This is a genomic window from Stenotrophomonas sp. MH181796, assembly GCF_009659995.1.
GTDB lineage: Bacteria > Pseudomonadota > Gammaproteobacteria > Xanthomonadales > Xanthomonadaceae > Stenotrophomonas > Stenotrophomonas riyadhensis.
Genome location: NZ_RAHU01000014.1, coordinates 22,130 through 36,849, shown reverse-complemented (window position 1 = coordinate 36,849; position 14,720 = coordinate 22,130). Strand labels below are relative to the sequence as shown.

The window sequence follows — 14,720 nt, the reverse complement described above, 5'->3', positions numbered from 1 at the left end:
GTGTAACGGCGCGCGATAAATCGCCCGACCGAGGTGAGATAAACGGTTGGCGGCCAATGTTGCACCCAGCGGAATGAAATTGCACGGGGCGGAAACCGCCCCATGCCCTGGCTTCCCTACCAGGTCGTGTAGATCAGCTCCCGCCGCTGAACAGCCTGGCGGCCGATCGTGTAGCGGATGGGGACCACCCGGTCCCTGAACGGACTGAAGACCTCTCGCATCGCGGGGTGATCGTTGATGGTCAGGATCGCGGCCCCCTTCAAGGCAGCCATGCGGATGGCCAGCTCCTGATACTGCTCCATGCCGAAGGGTGCCCCGTACCCCTCGGTCTCCCAGTACGGCGGATCGAGGAAGAACAGGGTATCGGTCCCGTCGTACTTGGTCAGGCACTGTTGCCACGCCAGGTGCTCGACAGTCACCTTGTGCAACCGAAGGTGTGCCGCGCTGAGATCCTCCTCGATGCGCAGCAGGTTCAGCCCCTTTCCACCCCGGCCGAAGCCGGGCGTCTGCCCTGTCGCCTTCCCGCCCCACGCCAGGCGCTGCAGGTAGTAGAAGCGCGCGGCGCGCTGAATATCGGTCAGGGTTTCCGGGTGCTGGAGCTGGCACCAGCGGAACATCTCGCGGCTCGTCAGCGCCCATTTGAACTGGCGGACGAACTCTTCCAGGTGGTTGGCCACCACCCGATACAGCCGCACCAGCTCGCCGTGGCAGTCGTTCAGGACTTCAGCCCTGGCCGGCTCCCTGGCGAACAGCAGAGCCGCGCCACCAGCGAATGCCTCGACATAGGTGCGGTGGGGGTTCTCGGCCACCAGGGGCAGCAGATGCGGCAGTAGGCGGGTCTTCCCGCCGGGCCAGGGGAACAGTGTTGTGGTCTTCATTCTCAGCCTCTGCGATGGATCGCGGCCAGACTGAGCCTCCCCGCGCGAGGGGGCTGGGCCTTGGCCAATTGCACGCGGGCTGTCGCGTGTGTTGCGGCGCCGGCCGATCAGTTCCCGCTGATCGGCCGGCGCCCAGTTCTTGAACTACTTGCCGGCCTCAAGGACAGCCAGGCGCTGCTCGATGCTGGCCAGACGCAGCTCGGCCGCCTCTCGCTCGCGGCGGTCACGGCGGGCCGTAGCGGCCAGAATCCAGGCGTGCAACTCGGAGATGCGGAAGCTGTAGCGGTCACCAGCGGCGATCGCAGGCTGGACCAACTCGCGCCCTGCCTCGACCGCTTCCTTCAGCACGACCCGCCCGCCAGGCATGGCCAGTTGGATCAGCTCACGCCGTGCGGGAACGATGATCTCGCCGGCGTCGTCGAGTTCCGCAGGAACATCCGCCCATTGCTCGGGCACTGCCGGCCACTCGATGACTTCGGCCGCCTCAGCGGGCCATTCCCTCCACACCTCGTCCTGGGCCGGCCAAGCGTCGTAGCAGAACACGCCGTAGCTGAAGGCCTCGAGTTCGTGCTTCTCCATGATCGCGATCGCCGCCTGGACGGAGGGGCCTGCGTGCCAGCGCGCCGCATCGCCCTCTTCTGCAATGCGCGCGAGCCACTGCCACTTCATGGGCAGCTCGTTGATCTCCAGGAAAGCTGCCTCCTCCGCGTCCGTCATGGGCACGAGAGGCGTCTTCAGGCGTTCGTCCGACGTGTTGATCGTGCCGTTGGTCGAGCACACCTGGGTCCACAGATTGGACGGTGTGCCGCACGACATGGTGTTGTTCTGCACGGGATAGAAGTGCGCATCCATGCGCCAGCCGCCGAGCGGAGAAGTCGATCCAACAGCCGTACTGGCCAGCATGCGCACGAAGCCAGCCCCGAAGTGGATGTCGTGGCGGTACTGATTGTTGACGTCCGCTGGATCGCCATTCCGGCCGACGATCCCGGGGATACCCGTCGGCGACTGGATCTCCACGCCACCAATAGTGCCGGTGCGCTGGGTGATCGATCCGGTGAACAGGGATGCGCCAGAGAAGGTCTTGTTGCCTGCGATCGTCTGTGCGCCAGAGTCGTTGACCGCCCCCAAGCTGGACATGGTGGCCAGCTTGGCTGCCTGCAACCCTCCGAAGATCATGCTGCCATCGGCATTTAGAGCTACCTGACCAGTAACGGATGCCGCGTTATTGGGGCGCAACAACAGGCCGCCGCTTCCAGAAGCTGCGTTGCCAGCAACAATCGCCGTACCGACGCTGTTGGCAGTAATCGCCCCCACGTCGGCCGCCACACCATCGCCGAAGCGTAGCTGCTGGGAAACGGGCAGGCGCATGCCGATGTTGAGTACAGGGCGGCCGGTGAAGGTCTTGGTACCGCCGATGGATTCATCACCCGTCGTATGCACCACGCTGTTGTCGGAGGCCATTCCTGCCCGAATCGCGCTGACCAGGAGCTTCACGGTGCCGCCACCTTGCACGGCAGGAATCTGCTCGTTGCCAGTGAGAGCTGCGGCATTGGGGAGACCAGCGATCTTTACGTCGACCATTTTCGTTACTCCAGAATCAGGGGGTCGCCCGCTTCGGTGACCAGGCGATCGCCTGCCTCGGTCACCAGCTGCGCGCGGTACAGGAAGGTGTGCTGCTGGATCTGCCAGCTGCGGTAGCCATCACGGATGGCTTCGACTTCGACACGGATCTGCTTTCCACCGCTGCCGGCGGGCGGCGTGTAGGTGTCGGTCGTGCCGCTGATGGCGGCCTGCGTCCGCACCAATGCCCCGGCGAGGTACCAGCGAACGGTGTAGGTGGTGCCAGGCTCCGGCCCGATGTTGCCCTGCGTGGTGTCGACCAGCTGGTCGGCCTGCAGGATGCGATCGCGGTGCGCCCACTGCACCGTCAGTTCGGTGCCGAACGTCCACAGCTCCGGCGGATAGGCCTCACCCTGCACGCGCAAGCGGCCGGGCGGATAGGGCCGGATCTGGCGACGCTGCAGCGTCAGCCCGATCGTCGTAGCCAGATCCGGATTCAGCTCGCCCTGGCTGGTGCGGGTGATCAGCTTCGCCTGGGGCGACTCGTTGGCCAGGTACTCGCGCCCGTCGAAGCCGACGTATTCGTCGGTGAACCACACCCGCGTGCCCACGGCATGCGGCATCGGCACCGTGTCCACGCAACCACGGGCCACGGTCAGCGTCGCGGCCACCGGGTCGATCGAGACCACCCGGACCAGCTCGTCATCGATCAACGCCTCGGTGCCGACCTCGATCATGTCCAGGCTGACGCCGGCGGACAGCGCGATCGCCGTTGTGGTGGCCGTCATTGCGGTGATCAGCAGGCCAGTGGGGGCGAAGTCGGCCGCGCCCGCCTCGGCGAACGGCGCACTTCCCAGCCGGGTCTGCAGCGTGTAGCCGAACGCCACCGAGGTCGGCCGTACACCGATCGAAGTCAGGTAGCCGACGTCAGGCGACACAGCAGCCAGCTCCGACGCCCCGAGAGTCGTGGCCAGGTCGCGGTAGCTGGCCTCCTGCAGGCGCTGCACGGTGACCGGCTTGGGCTTGGTATCCGGCTCCACCCAGGCGTTCTCCGAAGGCTGGATGTAGCTGGCAGCGGCCATGCCGGCGACGTCCTGGACGACGGTCAACACCACGGCCGTGTCGGTCTGTGTGCCGTCGTCGACGTCCAGGATGCGCACTGGCATGCGGGCAACGCCGCGCCGTGGCCACGACAGGGCACGCACCTGCCCGCGCTTGAAGGGGCCGGCATCCTGGCGCACCCGGATCTTCACCCTGCAGGGCAAGCTGCTCACTGCAGCCACTTCGCGCGCCGCAACCCGCCCCGCGAGTGCTGCGTTCCACAGGCCGGGATAGTTCTTGCGACTGCTGACGACCCGGCCCTGCGCCTGAACACTCGCCAGATTCTGGTAAGTGACAGCCGCGTCCTTGTTGGTGGCGATATCCCGGTAGACGACCGTGATCTCGTTGACGCTGCCTTCCAGCATCGGCTGCTGCCACTCCAGCAGCTCGATGATGTTCGCCGGGCCGATCTCTTCCAGGGTGGCTGGGTCATAGTCCGGCCGCACCAGCACCAGCTCGGTCAGCCCCGTCACCGGATCCTCGATGCGCATGCCACCAATGTGGTCGCACACCATGTCCATGAACTCACCTGCAGGAACTGATCGGGACCACTTCAGGCACAGGCCGAACCCCTCGTTCTTCAACGTCTGTGCCGCCTTGCGGAAGCTCTCGTCGTTGATCACGTCGATCGGATGGCCCATGCCCTCAGTGCGCACCTGATAGATGATGTGGGCCGGGTTCATCCCTTCATCGATCTGCACCAGGTCGCCCTGCCAAAGACCCTTTTTCCAGCCTTGGCGCCAGCGCGAGACCTTCTTCGTCCAGTTCTTGATGTACGGGTTCATGGCCGACACCTGGCCATTGAAAACCGTCGTGAACAGGCCACGGGCAGCTGGCCACGGGCCGGGCACCAGCGACTGCAGATAGGTGCTTGGCATCTGGGCGGGCTCGCCCATGCGCACCTCCAGTGTGCCGACGATGCCGCCTTCGCCCTTGTCGCCGCCGAAGATCTCCGGCGCCAGAATGGTGATCGATCGAGATGCTGTAATCGGGCCGGTGGCTGGCACCGTCCTGGGGATGTTCATCCCGAGTACCTTGGTCCACGCCGTTTGCGCGCTGCCGTCCCAGACCTTGCGATCGCCCACGCGGATCTCCCGCAGCGCGTCGACCGGGCCAAGGCATTCGCCCATGTAGAGGGCCATGTAGTAGCGATAGCCTACGGTCTGTTTCTTGCCACTACCCACGGCCAGCCTCCTCGCGGGCGATCGCCGCCAAGCGCCGTGCGAAGGCGTCGTCCAGCGCTTCGAACTGCTCTACCGGCAGGCCTTCATCCAGGAAGCGACGCAGATCCAGCCCATGCCGATCCATCCAGGTGCGGATGCCGGCGGCGCACAGCACACCGCTCTGCTCGCCCAGCTTGGCCGCGCGTGCGTGTTCGACCGTCACCATCACCACAGCGCCACCTCGCGGCCATCCACGAAATAGCGGTAGTCCACGACCAAATCGACCCAGAGCCAGCAACGGCGGTAGCCGTACCCCTCACGGCGGCATTCGAAGAAGATCGGGTGCCCGAACCAGTAGCGCCGGAGGACCGGCTTGATCTGGAACTTCATTTCTTGCCACCCTTGACCTTGATCGGTGTGGTGCGCAGATCGCCGTAGAACAGCACGTTGGGATCATCGATCCAGTTCGTGCCGAAGACCATGCTGCACTCGCGACCGTCCTCGGCGGTGGGGACATTGAAGTCCTCCAGGGCGGCCGGCTTCGGAACCGTAGGCTTCGGGCGCATCACGTAACTGACGATCAGCGCCACGATCATTACGACGATTTGAACCCACATGGGAGGCTCCTTTAGAAGATGGGATCAGGTCCGAAGGGGTTCTTCGGCGGGATGGTGTGCTGGCCGCCGTAGTTCAGCGCGTTGTTGAACTTCTCGTGGCAGATCTGCAGGGCATGGCCACAGCCGGGATAGGCGGACACCAGTGCGCCCGCAACGAGCGGCGCTGCGGTAAGCAAGGTGAGGGTCGGCCCAACATGGCCCACCACGAAGCGGTACTCGATGGCCGTGCCCTGCACCCATTTGATGAAGCCGCCGACGAACCAACCGTCCGGCTTCGCCGCGAAGGCAGTGGACGTGATCGTCTGAGCGGATGCGGCCGACAACACGCCATCGACTCGGAACAGCTCCGGATTCAGGCCGCAATCGGCATCGAACAGCGCGAACGGGCACTGCGCCTGCCAGCATCGGCGAAGCCCGTTCGTCGCGGCGGCGCCGGCATTGCTCTGACAGGTCAGGATCAGATCATTCTGTCGCTCGCTGAAGTCGCTCAGCACGCCGTTCCAGGTGCCGCGGATCGCGCCGTCGCTCTTCCGAATCCGCCGCCAGCGAACGACGATGCGATCGGTCGGCGGATATGGCCGCAGGACTGACGCCAAAGAGATGGACAGCGGTACAGTCACCTCCAGATTGGACCTGGCCTCCTGTGCCGACTGGCCGAGGCGACCGCGCTTGATGGCCTCGGGGCTGAACGGCTGCGCATCGTAGATCTCGACTCGATCGCTGGACGTATAGCGCCAGCGCTGGGAACCGCGCCCAAATTCATACAGTTCGACATGGCGGGAGAACAGGCTCACGGTTCGCTCTCCTCAGCGCCAATGCCGGCGAAGGACACGCGGCAACGCGCGACGCCCTCACCATCGGTTTCATGGGACAGCTCCACGGTGTCGGAACTGAGGCGGGCCAGCACCATCCAGCTGATCAAGCGGATGGCACTCGGCTGCAGGGCGATGCCGTGCGGCACGTCCAGCTGCAGGAACTCCCGCTGTGGATCCAGCTCTGTGGCCTCAAGCAGCTGCCGGTACAGCACCTGGCCACTGAACAACTCGATGCGCAGGTGGCGCCGGCCGGACTGAGCACGCCCGAAGCGAGCCACACCCGCCCAGGCGATCACGATGCCGCTGGAGGTGGTCAGGGCTGGCTCGACCAGCCCCAGGTCGTCGGCCCAAGACGGCACCCACAGAGCGGCCGCCCGGCCTTGCAACCAGTACAGCAAGCTGCGCAGGTTGGCCTGCTCCGTGCGTCCCCAGGTCTGCCAGGCATGTGACTGCAGTGGCCATGCCTTGCCGGTGATGTCATCGACGGCAACAGGGCCGATATCGCCATCGATCACCACCAGCTGCCGGCCGAACTCGGCCGTCTGCGCCTGGTCGAGGTCGGGGCGCTGCTCCAGCACAGGTCGACCGCGATAGACCGCCGCCGGCGCCGCTGCTGGCCAGTCGCAGGTCTCCACCGCCGCCAGGCGCACGGTCGAGCGCATGACCTGGTCGGTCACGCGTTCCAGGCTGGGGGTCTCGGCAATACGAGCTGTCCTGCAGGGCAGCACCCGTGTGCCAGGTGCCCAGGCGTTGGCCGTGGGGCGGGCCAGCTGCAGACTGTCGGCAGCAATGTCGGCCACTTCCACCAGCTCGTAGGTGGTGACGTCCTTCCAAAGCATGGCCAGGCCGCCGGGGCGGTAGTCGCGCTGCGTGGCGGCCTGGACCGGGATGGACTGCACGCCCAGCGCCAGGCGCGCACTCAGCCACGACACGTCGTTCCAAACCGGCAGTGCCCAAGTGCGCGCCGACCAGTCGAACAGAGCCTGCTCAAGCACCTGGCGTTCGCGGCGATCGGCCAGCACGCTGAACTCCCAGGATCGCCTTGGCGCACTACGAAGCGGGAATCGAGCTTCGCCGCCACCGACCGACTGCTGGACGTCCGTCGTCCATGCCAGCGTTTCGGTGACAGGTCGCTCCCAGTCCGGCGGCAGCATCCATGCCGACATGCGATTGCCGGTAATCGCGACGGTGCGCCGTCCCAGCGCCACGAAGTCGAAGGACAAGGTGGCCGCGATGACGGGCGCACCTTCCGTGGTGATCGACAGCTGCCATCGGCGAAGCTGCAGCGGCACGAAGGCCAGCGGCGGCGAGCCAGGACCGACCAGCTCGATGCCTTCACCATTGTCCAGCGCCACCGAGTTCAACGTCTGAGGCGCAAGGTAGGCATTCCAAAGCTGAACGTAACGGACCTGATTGGTCACCAAGTTGCCGAGGTCAATGCGCAGCGGCAGGACGTGGATTCGGTGATACCAGTCATCGAACGAGGTGCGTTGTTCAGGCCCGCTCGACCGCTGATCCGCTTCGACGATGGTCGACTCCCTGGTCGGGCCAGCACGAAGGCTGTACGCGGCGAGCACCCCATTGAATGATAGGGGCCTGCGGGTGCGTGGCGTTGCCAGATTGGCGCTGCGCCAGTTCGGCCCCACGCTCTGCTGGTTGGCAAGAATAATGGCCATCAGGACTTCTTCACCGCCCAGCCATAGTTACCACTGGCCGGCGGCGCGTCGGTGACGCTGCTCATTGCCAGCTTGCGCAGCCAAGGAAACACCATCCAGGTGTCATCACCAATTGTGATCTCCTGTTCGGGCTCCAGCTTCTCCAGATAGCAGGCCCGAAGGCCCGATACGCGCCCCAGCGGCGACAGGTAGGGCGAGGCACCGGCGCGGCGCACATTCAACTGGATGGGGTGGAGAATGCTGCGACCCGAGAAGATGTTCTCGTCCGCGCCCCCCAAGGCATACCCAAGCCAGTTGCTGTCGTAGTTCGAAGAGCTGGTCGTCTGCGCGATTGTGCCGACACTGCTGCCTGCCTGGCCCTCAGCATTCAGCGAACTCCCAAAGTAGTTGCACAGCAGGTTGTAGCTATTGGTTCGGCCATCCTCGGTCGAATCCGCCCGAACGTGGCCGCAGCCGGTGTTGCTGGTGTTAAAACCGAACAGGACGACATTGTTGCCGCTCGACGAAACCATCCCACTGTAGCCGCCAGTGCGCGCCCAATACGTACCGTCAACATAGGTCCCGCCGGTATAGGCACCCGCCTTCTCCAGGACACCGAAAGCGTGATGGCGATACTCGCCGGCGATGGCCTGGGAAATGGCTACATGAATGGCGTAGCCATTGGAGAACAGCTTCAGTCTCGGGAATGCACCGACCAGTTCATAGGTTGATACGTCGCGCGGCGAAACCAGTGGTTGCGATGCAGGAGCCGCGCCGCCGTCGTAACCAATCGAAAGGCGGGATCGCAAAGACAGCTGGTCCGAGTTGAACAGGTGGATGTAGTCCGATACCCCTGGAATGCGGAGGGTGGCAGTGCGGTTGGCACCCGAAAGATTGTTGCGCTCCACGGTCCAGCCATTGGCCTGAGCGAACTGAACGACAAGATCGATCAGCGTCTGAAGGTTCGGAATGTTGCTGAATTCTGCGTAGGCCATCTCTCACTCCAGGGCAAATGCGGCGTACTCGCCATCGCCGGTGCGATACACGTTTGGCACCAGCAGATGATCCTTACCGCCAACGGTGGCGATCTGTTCGGCCGTTGCTCCAAAGGCTGGCGTGTAGAACACGCCATCGAAGTCGCCATAGAACTGCCCACCTTCCGGCATGTCATCGACACGACTTCCTCGGTCGGGACTGCTGGAGAGCCAACCAATTCCCATGAGCCGGCCCCGTTTCAGCCAGCGCTGGCCGTCGAGGCAGTTGCGCACATTCTGGTTCACTACGCCCGGCGCCCACGGCAGCGTCATGCGTGCTCGGGTAAACGCGTTGTCCTGGTAGCGATTGCGAATCGGCAACCATGCCTGCACCGGCGTAAAGAGGTAGGCCTGACTCAGCGAATTGTTGTTCTGCCCCGAGGCATTTGGATTCCAGAAGTTTGAATGCTGGTAGGTGTCCAAGGACGCCATTGCATTGCTATCAAGGCAGGAGGCACCGATGAACAGCGGATAGCTCCAGTCCCCAGGCAGGTGTTCGGGCAGAATGAAACCCGCGTACATGGCGTCATAGCGACCATTGATGCGCGTGATGACCTTGAAGCAGCGGCCGTTGGCGATGAACCAGTATTTGATCGCCGAGTTGACGCCCAGCAGAGTGACGTAATTCGAGTTGGCGCCGGCCGGGTCGACGCCAGGAATCGCGGGGTTGTACGCGGTGTGGCCGCGCATCCGCATGTTGTAGTAGTTGCTGGCGGGAACGATCCACGCCTGCAGCGAGAGGTAGATCTCGTCTTCGCCGGCGAGACCTCGCCCCTTGAGTGACACGAAATCGTTGGCCGCGATCGGTCCACTGGCCACACCACCCACGACCTGCCACTGCTGGTTCGCCGCCACCAGGGTGGAGTTGGTGGCGAGAAAGTCCCGCAGGCGGGCCATGAGGTCGGTGATGTTGGCTGCGGTGTCAGTTACCCAGGCCATGTTCAGAGTCCCAATACTTGGCGGATGGCCGCAGAATTGCGGCTGATCTTGTTGATGACGGTGGTGTCGCTGCCTGGATCGTCCAGGTACTGGTCGAGCAGGTCCGGCGAAACCTGGTTGATCACGCGCAGGCCCAACTGCGCGGCAGTGCTCGGCGGCGCCGAAGCTGCGCTGGTGAACACGGGGGACCGCTGCAGCATGGGCATCGCGGCCACATGCCCTCCATCGGCATAGCCGCGCCAACGATCGATTGCCGCCATACCGACCTGGTTGAAGGCCGACAGGAATGCCAGCGCACCAGGCTGGCGCACCACCTCCTGGCGGTGGACGAACTCGCCGGCGTGAACAAAGCCCGCCAGTTGGTACTTGCCACCAGGTCCGGTGAAGCCACCGCTGGAGTAGCCGGCCGCGCTGGAAACGGCCATTGCTGCAGCAGCAGCCTGCATCTGACGGGCCGCCTGGGAAATCGCCTGCGCGCCGACAATGAGTCCCACGCTGGACGAACCAAGGGTGGTGGCCGAGGTCTCCAGTTTGGAGGCACCCACACTGACGATCGCGCCCGCCGCCGCAGTAGCTGCCGCAGCCTTGGCCATGTCCTGCGCGCCGTCACCACCGCCATTCCCCTTGTCGCCGGCGAAGAGCCCCATCAACTTCATGGTCGCGGCCTGCGCCAACTGCGCGGCCGCGAATTCGGCAATGCCTTGGGCGATGCTGAGGAAGAAGTTGCGCACCGACTCGGACAGCGAATCGGTTTGCATGATCAGCGAGGTGAACAGGTTCGAGAACGATCCTTCAAGCGTGTTACGGATGGACTGTTGGAGCAGGTTTGTGGTCGCCTCCATCTCCTGCAGCTTGAGCTTGATCTGCTCTACGTTTGCCAGTGCGGCCGGATCCTTCAGCTTCTCTGCGGCGGCCTGCATTTGGGGGACAAGCGCCTGGAGAGCACCAGACTGCTGGCGGTAGAGGTCGACCACACGCTGCTGCGCGCCCGCCTGAGTGATCAGGCCCGCCTGCAGCTCCAGCTGAATCCGCTGCTGGGCCAGTGCAATGCCTCCCATTACCCTGTCGTAGGTCTCCTGCAGATTCTTGAGGTCAGTGCTGGCCTTGCTCAGATCCATCAGTTTGGAAATGTCGGCGGCATCCGCTGCTCGGCCCGCCGCCTCCAGCTCTTCCTTCAGCTTCGTCAGCTCGCGCGTGGTCTTGGCCAGCTCTGCGTCGGGACCACGTCCTTGCAAGGCCGCAATGCGATCACGGATGTCCAGCATCTTGCGGTCGGCTTCGACCCGGAGGTTGGCCAGATCCAGCTTCTTGGCTTCGTCCAGCAGGTCCTGCTTGGTCTTCGCCGAAGCGTTCTGGAAATTGCCCTCTGCAATGGCCGCCTGGATGCGGGACGTTTCGGTCGCCTTCTTGCGGGTCTCATCCAGCGTTCCGACCAGATCGATCTGCTGCTTGAGCCGCTCCAGCTCCCGCTGTGCGGCGGCCTCATCTTTCTGGCTCTCGGTCTTGGGCGTCTTTCGAGTGCGCTCTTTGAACTTCTCCTGCAGCTGGGCGACCCGCTTGTCATAGGCGCCGCCGCTGACGCTGCCATCGTCGCCGAAGCTGACACCCTTGAGGAGGTCGCTTCCTGGATTGGCCTTGCGCAACTCGCGGAACTGCTTGGCAACCTCTTCGGTTGCCTTCTTCAGCTTCTCGGCCTTGCTGGCACCCTCTTCGAGACCTGAAGCGATCGCCTTGGCGGCTTCGACGCCGGCATCTTGGACCCGCTGGGCCTGGCCGGCGCTCTCGGCGGCATTGACGTCACGATCGTAGGCGGCCCGCGCCTTGCGGAGCCGGTCGATCTGCTTGATCTGCTGGTCGTAGTAGTAGCCGATGGCTGGGGCATTACCGTTCTTCAACGCCTGCTGCAGTTGCTCGGTCGTACCACGCATCGCCGCAGTTTCTGCCCGGAGCATCGCTTCGGAGTCGGTGCGACCGATGTCCTTCAGTCCTTGCCAGACGCGCTTAAGCGTACGAGCAACGGCATCCCACGCCTGCTCCAGATATCCGGCCCGCGACTCCATTTCTCTGACACGCTGGTCGCTGACATTGGCGATGGCCTCCAGCGCTGTCTTGGCGGCGTCGGTCGCCTTGCCCTGGTCCTCCAGCGCCCGAACCTGTTCGTACACCGCTGCGGTGAGGAAGTGGTACTGCTCGTTGAGCTTGGCCAGCGTGGCCGAAGGCGCCTTGGAGACCTCGACCACCTTGGCGGTGGTGCCCTCAATCGACTCGCCCGTCAATTTGGCCAGGTTGACTGCGACGCTGATCGCTGTAGACAGGGTGTTGGCGGTCAGCTTCCCGCTGGCCGCAAGTTGCTGCGCAGCTGCCGTTGCATCGGAGTATTCGCCAGTGACCGCACCGACAGCATTCGCCTGGGCATAGAGCTGACCACTGGACACGCCAAGTGAATGGCCTGTCGAGATCACAGCGGCGTCGAAGGCTCGCAGCTGCTTGTAGCCCTGCAGCGCGGCAAAGCCAACAACACCCAGTCCGGCGGCCACACCGCCCAAGACGACCACCGCGGGATTGAGCGCACCGGTGAGTGCGCGCGCGGCCGGGACCACGCCGCCGAAGGAATCCTTCAGCTGGCCGCCCTGCTGGATGGCCACCATCCAGATCGGCATGCCGCTGACGATGCTGGTGGTGATATCAGTGATCTGCGCTGGCAGTTGGCGCATGGCCATCTGGTACTGGCCGGCCGAGATCGCCCCGGCGCCCAGGCTGCGACTGGTCGCTTCGGCAACTTTGACGGCGTTGCGTTGTACATTGATGCCCGCGAGGGCGCGGTTGTACTGCTCGCGGCTGATGCGGCCGGCATCCACCGCCGCCTTGAGCTCCTGCTCGTCCCGCTCCAGCTTCTGCAGCTTTACCGATGCACTGTCATAGCGCCCCAGGGCGCCCTCAACAGCACGCTGGCGCTGTTGCTCCGACCGAGCCAGGCCTGCTTCCTGCTTATCCAGCGCCTTGAGCGCGCTGTTGTAGTCCTCGGTGGTGATCAGGCCGCGCGCCATCACCCGATCAAGCATCGCCTCGGTGTCGGCCAGGTCGGACATGCTCGCCGCGCCGCGCTCCAGACGTGCATCGAGCTCGGAGATGAGGCGGATCTCATCGGCCACTGTTTTCTGCACCGCCGCGCCGGACGTTCGGACGCGATCTGCGGCGGCCGCCACATCCGTCGACATGGCCTTGGCTGATTCTCCTGCCGCGGCCATGCCCGCCGCGCCGGCGGCCGCCTTCTGGCCAGCATCCTCCATTTGGCTGCCCGAGGCGGCACTGTTGCGGGCGGCCCGATCCAATGCGTCAGCGGCCTTCTTCGCCTCTTTCGTGACGTCGCCCAGGCCGGCGCCGGCATCCTGGCCGGCGCCCTTGACCGAGGCGAGCCCCTTCTGGACCACTGGCAGCGCCTGGCGCACCTGCTCGATGTCCAGGGCGATACGCATCGCCAGTTCGAGGTTGCGCGAGGAAGCCATTGTTATTTCAGATCCTTCAGCAAGGTGGTCATCGAATTACCGCCGGCATACGCAGCGTTGGCGTCGGTAATGCGTTCCCGCCGCGCCCGCCGCTGCTGCGCCTGGACGTGCTCCCAAGCGAGGGATATCTGGCGCTTGGTCATGCGACCGATATCGCCAAAGCTGCGGCCGTAGCCCGCGTTGATCAGGTCGGTGAAGACGCGTCCGTAGCCGACGGGACTGCCTTTTGACTGACGGCGTTTCGGAGCAGGCGGCGGAGAAAAAAACTGCTATTGGCCTGCCACCACAACAGCAGCATCTGTTCACCGTCGGATTCGTTGAGCGTCTCCAGCCACGCTTCCTGCTCCCGCACCTCGGCTGCGTGATCCTTGGCATCAGCCGGCGGCGCTGCGATCGAGCATGCCAGTAGATGCCGGATCAGATCCGGGTGGGACATAAGTGCATCCATCACCTGCAGCATGGAAGGCGGATCGGTGCCTTCGAACAGCGGCTGCAGATCCCCAACCAGTGGTGCGGCGGCCTGCAGGATGCGAGCGGCCTCAAAGAAGCCGTATTCGCGCACTGTGATGGTCTTTCCGCCGAGCTGCCCCTGCTGCTGGCCGGCCAGCACGTCCAGCTCACCGGCTACGGCCCCCGGATCCGTAGAGCCGGATCCGGAGGGCTGTTGACCGACATTGCCGATCACCTTGGCCATCAGGCTGCATCCACCAGCAGGGCACGGGCGTACAGGCCGAAGCGGGGATCTGCCTGGCGGACCGGGTCGATCTTGGCCTCGCCGGTGAGCGCAATCTCACCGAAGGTGTCGTTGATCAGCGACAGCGTCTCCGAGGCCGGGAAGGTGACGCGGTGCACCTCGCCGCGGAAGCGCATCGTGGTGCCGTCAACGCTGTTGACGCCGTCGAAGAGCACGTAGTACTCGGACTTGGTGCTTTCGAAGACCTTCACCAGGCTGTGCGCAGCGTACTCGTACGTCTTGGCCACCACCGCCGTCTTAGCGGTGAGGAAGGTGATGATGCCGGTGGTCAGGTTGACGGTGTAGTCGGTGTCCAGCACCAGCGGCGCGGCCGGGGCGCCCCCTTCCAGTGCCAGCGCGCTGATCGCCGCATACTCCAATGCGACCACGTCACCCGGCTTGACCGTACCAATGGCCTCGTTGGCCGCTGAGCCGGCAGCCAGCTCCATGCGAGTGCCGTCCGTGGCCAGCGCCAGGTGATCGGTGTTGAGCTGGCCCAGGGTCAGATTGACGCCGAGGTTGCGCTCGGTGGTCATGGTAGCGCCGACGCCGCGCACGCCCGACCAGCTCTCCTTCTTGGTTTCACGGGTGCTGGACATGGTCAGCTCCAGGACGCTGGCATCGTACGCCCAGCGCGCGGGTGCGCGGCTGCCGTCGGCATTGCGCAGGCCCAGGTACACGCGTCCCTGCAGGGAGAAATATTCGGTCTCGGACATGGC

General features: G+C 64.5%; 14 protein-coding genes. All 14 read right to left on the bottom strand.

Annotated features, from left to right (window positions below; genetic code table 11):
* Nucleotides 1-116: 116 nt before the first annotated feature.
* Nucleotides 117-878, bottom strand: coding sequence for a DNA adenine methylase (locus tag D5301_RS23610; protein WP_134951640.1), 762 nt, complete (start codon nucleotides 876-878; stop codon nucleotides 117-119).
* A 144-nt stretch (nucleotides 879-1,022) separates the two neighbouring features.
* Nucleotides 1,023-2,459 carry a tail fiber domain-containing protein gene (locus D5301_RS23605; RefSeq protein WP_153857048.1) on the bottom strand — a complete coding sequence of 479 codons (1,437 nt, stop codon included), beginning with the start codon at nucleotides 2,457-2,459 and terminating at the stop codon, nucleotides 1,023-1,025.
* A 5-nt stretch (nucleotides 2,460-2,464) separates the two neighbouring features.
* The gene (locus D5301_RS23600) at nucleotides 2,465-4,723 is read right to left on the bottom strand and encodes a hypothetical protein (RefSeq protein ID WP_153857047.1); all 2,259 of its coding nucleotides are present in this window, start codon (nucleotides 4,721-4,723) and stop codon (nucleotides 2,465-2,467) included.
* Nucleotides 4,716-4,928, bottom strand: a complete 213-nt coding sequence (locus D5301_RS23595; protein ID WP_049407163.1) for a hypothetical protein — start codon at nucleotides 4,926-4,928, stop codon at nucleotides 4,716-4,718. Before D5301_RS23595 ends, D5301_RS23600 begins: the two co-directional genes overlap by 8 nt.
* Nucleotides 4,928-5,092, bottom strand: coding sequence for a hypothetical protein (locus D5301_RS23590; protein WP_153857046.1), 165 nt, complete (start codon nucleotides 5,090-5,092; stop codon nucleotides 4,928-4,930). Before D5301_RS23590 ends, D5301_RS23595 begins: the two co-directional genes overlap by 1 nt.
* Nucleotides 5,089-5,319 (bottom strand): hypothetical protein, encoded by a 231-nt coding sequence (locus D5301_RS23585; RefSeq protein WP_040006695.1) that lies wholly within the window; start codon nucleotides 5,317-5,319, stop codon nucleotides 5,089-5,091. Before D5301_RS23585 ends, D5301_RS23590 begins: the two co-directional genes overlap by 4 nt.
* Nucleotides 5,320-5,330: 11 nt before the next feature.
* Nucleotides 5,331-6,113: a phage BR0599 family protein gene (locus D5301_RS23580; protein ID WP_153857045.1), complete on the bottom strand. Its 783-nt coding sequence runs from the start codon at nucleotides 6,111-6,113 to the stop codon at nucleotides 5,331-5,333.
* A complete protein-coding gene (locus tag D5301_RS23575; protein ID WP_153857044.1) occupies nucleotides 6,110-7,810 on the bottom strand; it encodes a hypothetical protein in 1,701 nt (566 codons plus the stop codon). The genes D5301_RS23580 and D5301_RS23575 overlap by 4 nt, the downstream gene beginning before the upstream one ends.
* Nucleotides 7,810-8,784, bottom strand: coding sequence for a hypothetical protein (locus D5301_RS23570; RefSeq protein WP_153857043.1), 975 nt, complete (start codon nucleotides 8,782-8,784; stop codon nucleotides 7,810-7,812). Before D5301_RS23570 ends, D5301_RS23575 begins: the two co-directional genes overlap by 1 nt.
* 3 nt (nucleotides 8,785-8,787) lie before the next feature.
* Nucleotides 8,788-9,762, bottom strand: a complete 975-nt coding sequence (locus D5301_RS23565) for a hypothetical protein (protein ID WP_153857042.1) — start codon at nucleotides 9,760-9,762, stop codon at nucleotides 8,788-8,790.
* A gap of 2 nt (nucleotides 9,763-9,764) precedes the next feature.
* Nucleotides 9,765-13,268: a phage tail length tape measure family protein gene (locus D5301_RS23560; protein ID WP_153857041.1), complete on the bottom strand. Its 3,504-nt coding sequence runs from the start codon at nucleotides 13,266-13,268 to the stop codon at nucleotides 9,765-9,767.
* 2 nt (nucleotides 13,269-13,270) lie between these two features.
* On the bottom strand, nucleotides 13,271-13,411 hold the full coding sequence (locus D5301_RS23555; protein WP_153857040.1) for a hypothetical protein: 141 nt from the start codon (nucleotides 13,409-13,411) through the stop codon (nucleotides 13,271-13,273).
* Nucleotides 13,412-13,452: 41 nt separating this feature from the next.
* Nucleotides 13,453-13,962, bottom strand: a complete 510-nt coding sequence (locus tag D5301_RS23550) for a DUF6631 family protein (protein ID WP_126928746.1) — start codon at nucleotides 13,960-13,962, stop codon at nucleotides 13,453-13,455.
* Nucleotides 13,962-14,717, bottom strand: coding sequence for a hypothetical protein (locus D5301_RS23545; protein ID WP_126928747.1), 756 nt, complete (start codon nucleotides 14,715-14,717; stop codon nucleotides 13,962-13,964). The genes D5301_RS23550 and D5301_RS23545 overlap by 1 nt, the downstream gene beginning before the upstream one ends.
* Nucleotides 14,718-14,720 lie beyond the last annotated feature (3 nt).

What these genes read in the sequence shown, in the direction of transcription:
- D5301_RS23610 (WP_134951640.1), bottom strand. Translation starts at nt 878, where the DNA reads ATGAAGACCACAACACTGTTCCCCTGGCCCGGCGGGAAGACCCGCCTA.
- D5301_RS23605 (WP_153857048.1), bottom strand. Translation starts at nt 2,459, where the DNA reads ATGGTCGACGTAAAGATCGCTGGTCTCCCCAATGCCGCAGCTCTCACT.
- D5301_RS23595 (WP_049407163.1), bottom strand. Translation starts at nt 4,928, where the DNA reads ATGGTGACGGTCGAACACGCACGCGCGGCCAAGCTGGGCGAGCAGAGC.
- D5301_RS23590 (WP_153857046.1), bottom strand. Translation starts at nt 5,092, where the DNA reads ATGAAGTTCCAGATCAAGCCGGTCCTCCGGCGCTACTGGTTCGGGCAC.
- D5301_RS23585 (WP_040006695.1), bottom strand. Translation starts at nt 5,319, where the DNA reads ATGTGGGTTCAAATCGTCGTAATGATCGTGGCGCTGATCGTCAGTTAC.
- D5301_RS23575 (WP_153857044.1), bottom strand. Translation starts at nt 7,810, where the DNA reads ATGGCCATTATTCTTGCCAACCAGCAGAGCGTGGGGCCGAACTGGCGC.
- D5301_RS23570 (WP_153857043.1), bottom strand. Translation starts at nt 8,784, where the DNA reads ATGGCCTACGCAGAATTCAGCAACATTCCGAACCTTCAGACGCTGATC.
- D5301_RS23565 (WP_153857042.1), bottom strand. Translation starts at nt 9,762, where the DNA reads ATGGCCTGGGTAACTGACACCGCAGCCAACATCACCGACCTCATGGCC.
- D5301_RS23560 (WP_153857041.1), bottom strand. Translation starts at nt 13,268, where the DNA reads ATGGCTTCCTCGCGCAACCTCGAACTGGCGATGCGTATCGCCCTGGAC.
- D5301_RS23555 (WP_153857040.1), bottom strand. Translation starts at nt 13,411, where the DNA reads ATGACCAAGCGCCAGATATCCCTCGCTTGGGAGCACGTCCAGGCGCAG.
- D5301_RS23550 (WP_126928746.1), bottom strand. Translation starts at nt 13,962, where the DNA reads ATGGCCAAGGTGATCGGCAATGTCGGTCAACAGCCCTCCGGATCCGGC.
- D5301_RS23545 (WP_126928747.1), bottom strand. Translation starts at nt 14,717, where the DNA reads ATGTCCGAGACCGAATATTTCTCCCTGCAGGGACGCGTGTACCTGGGC.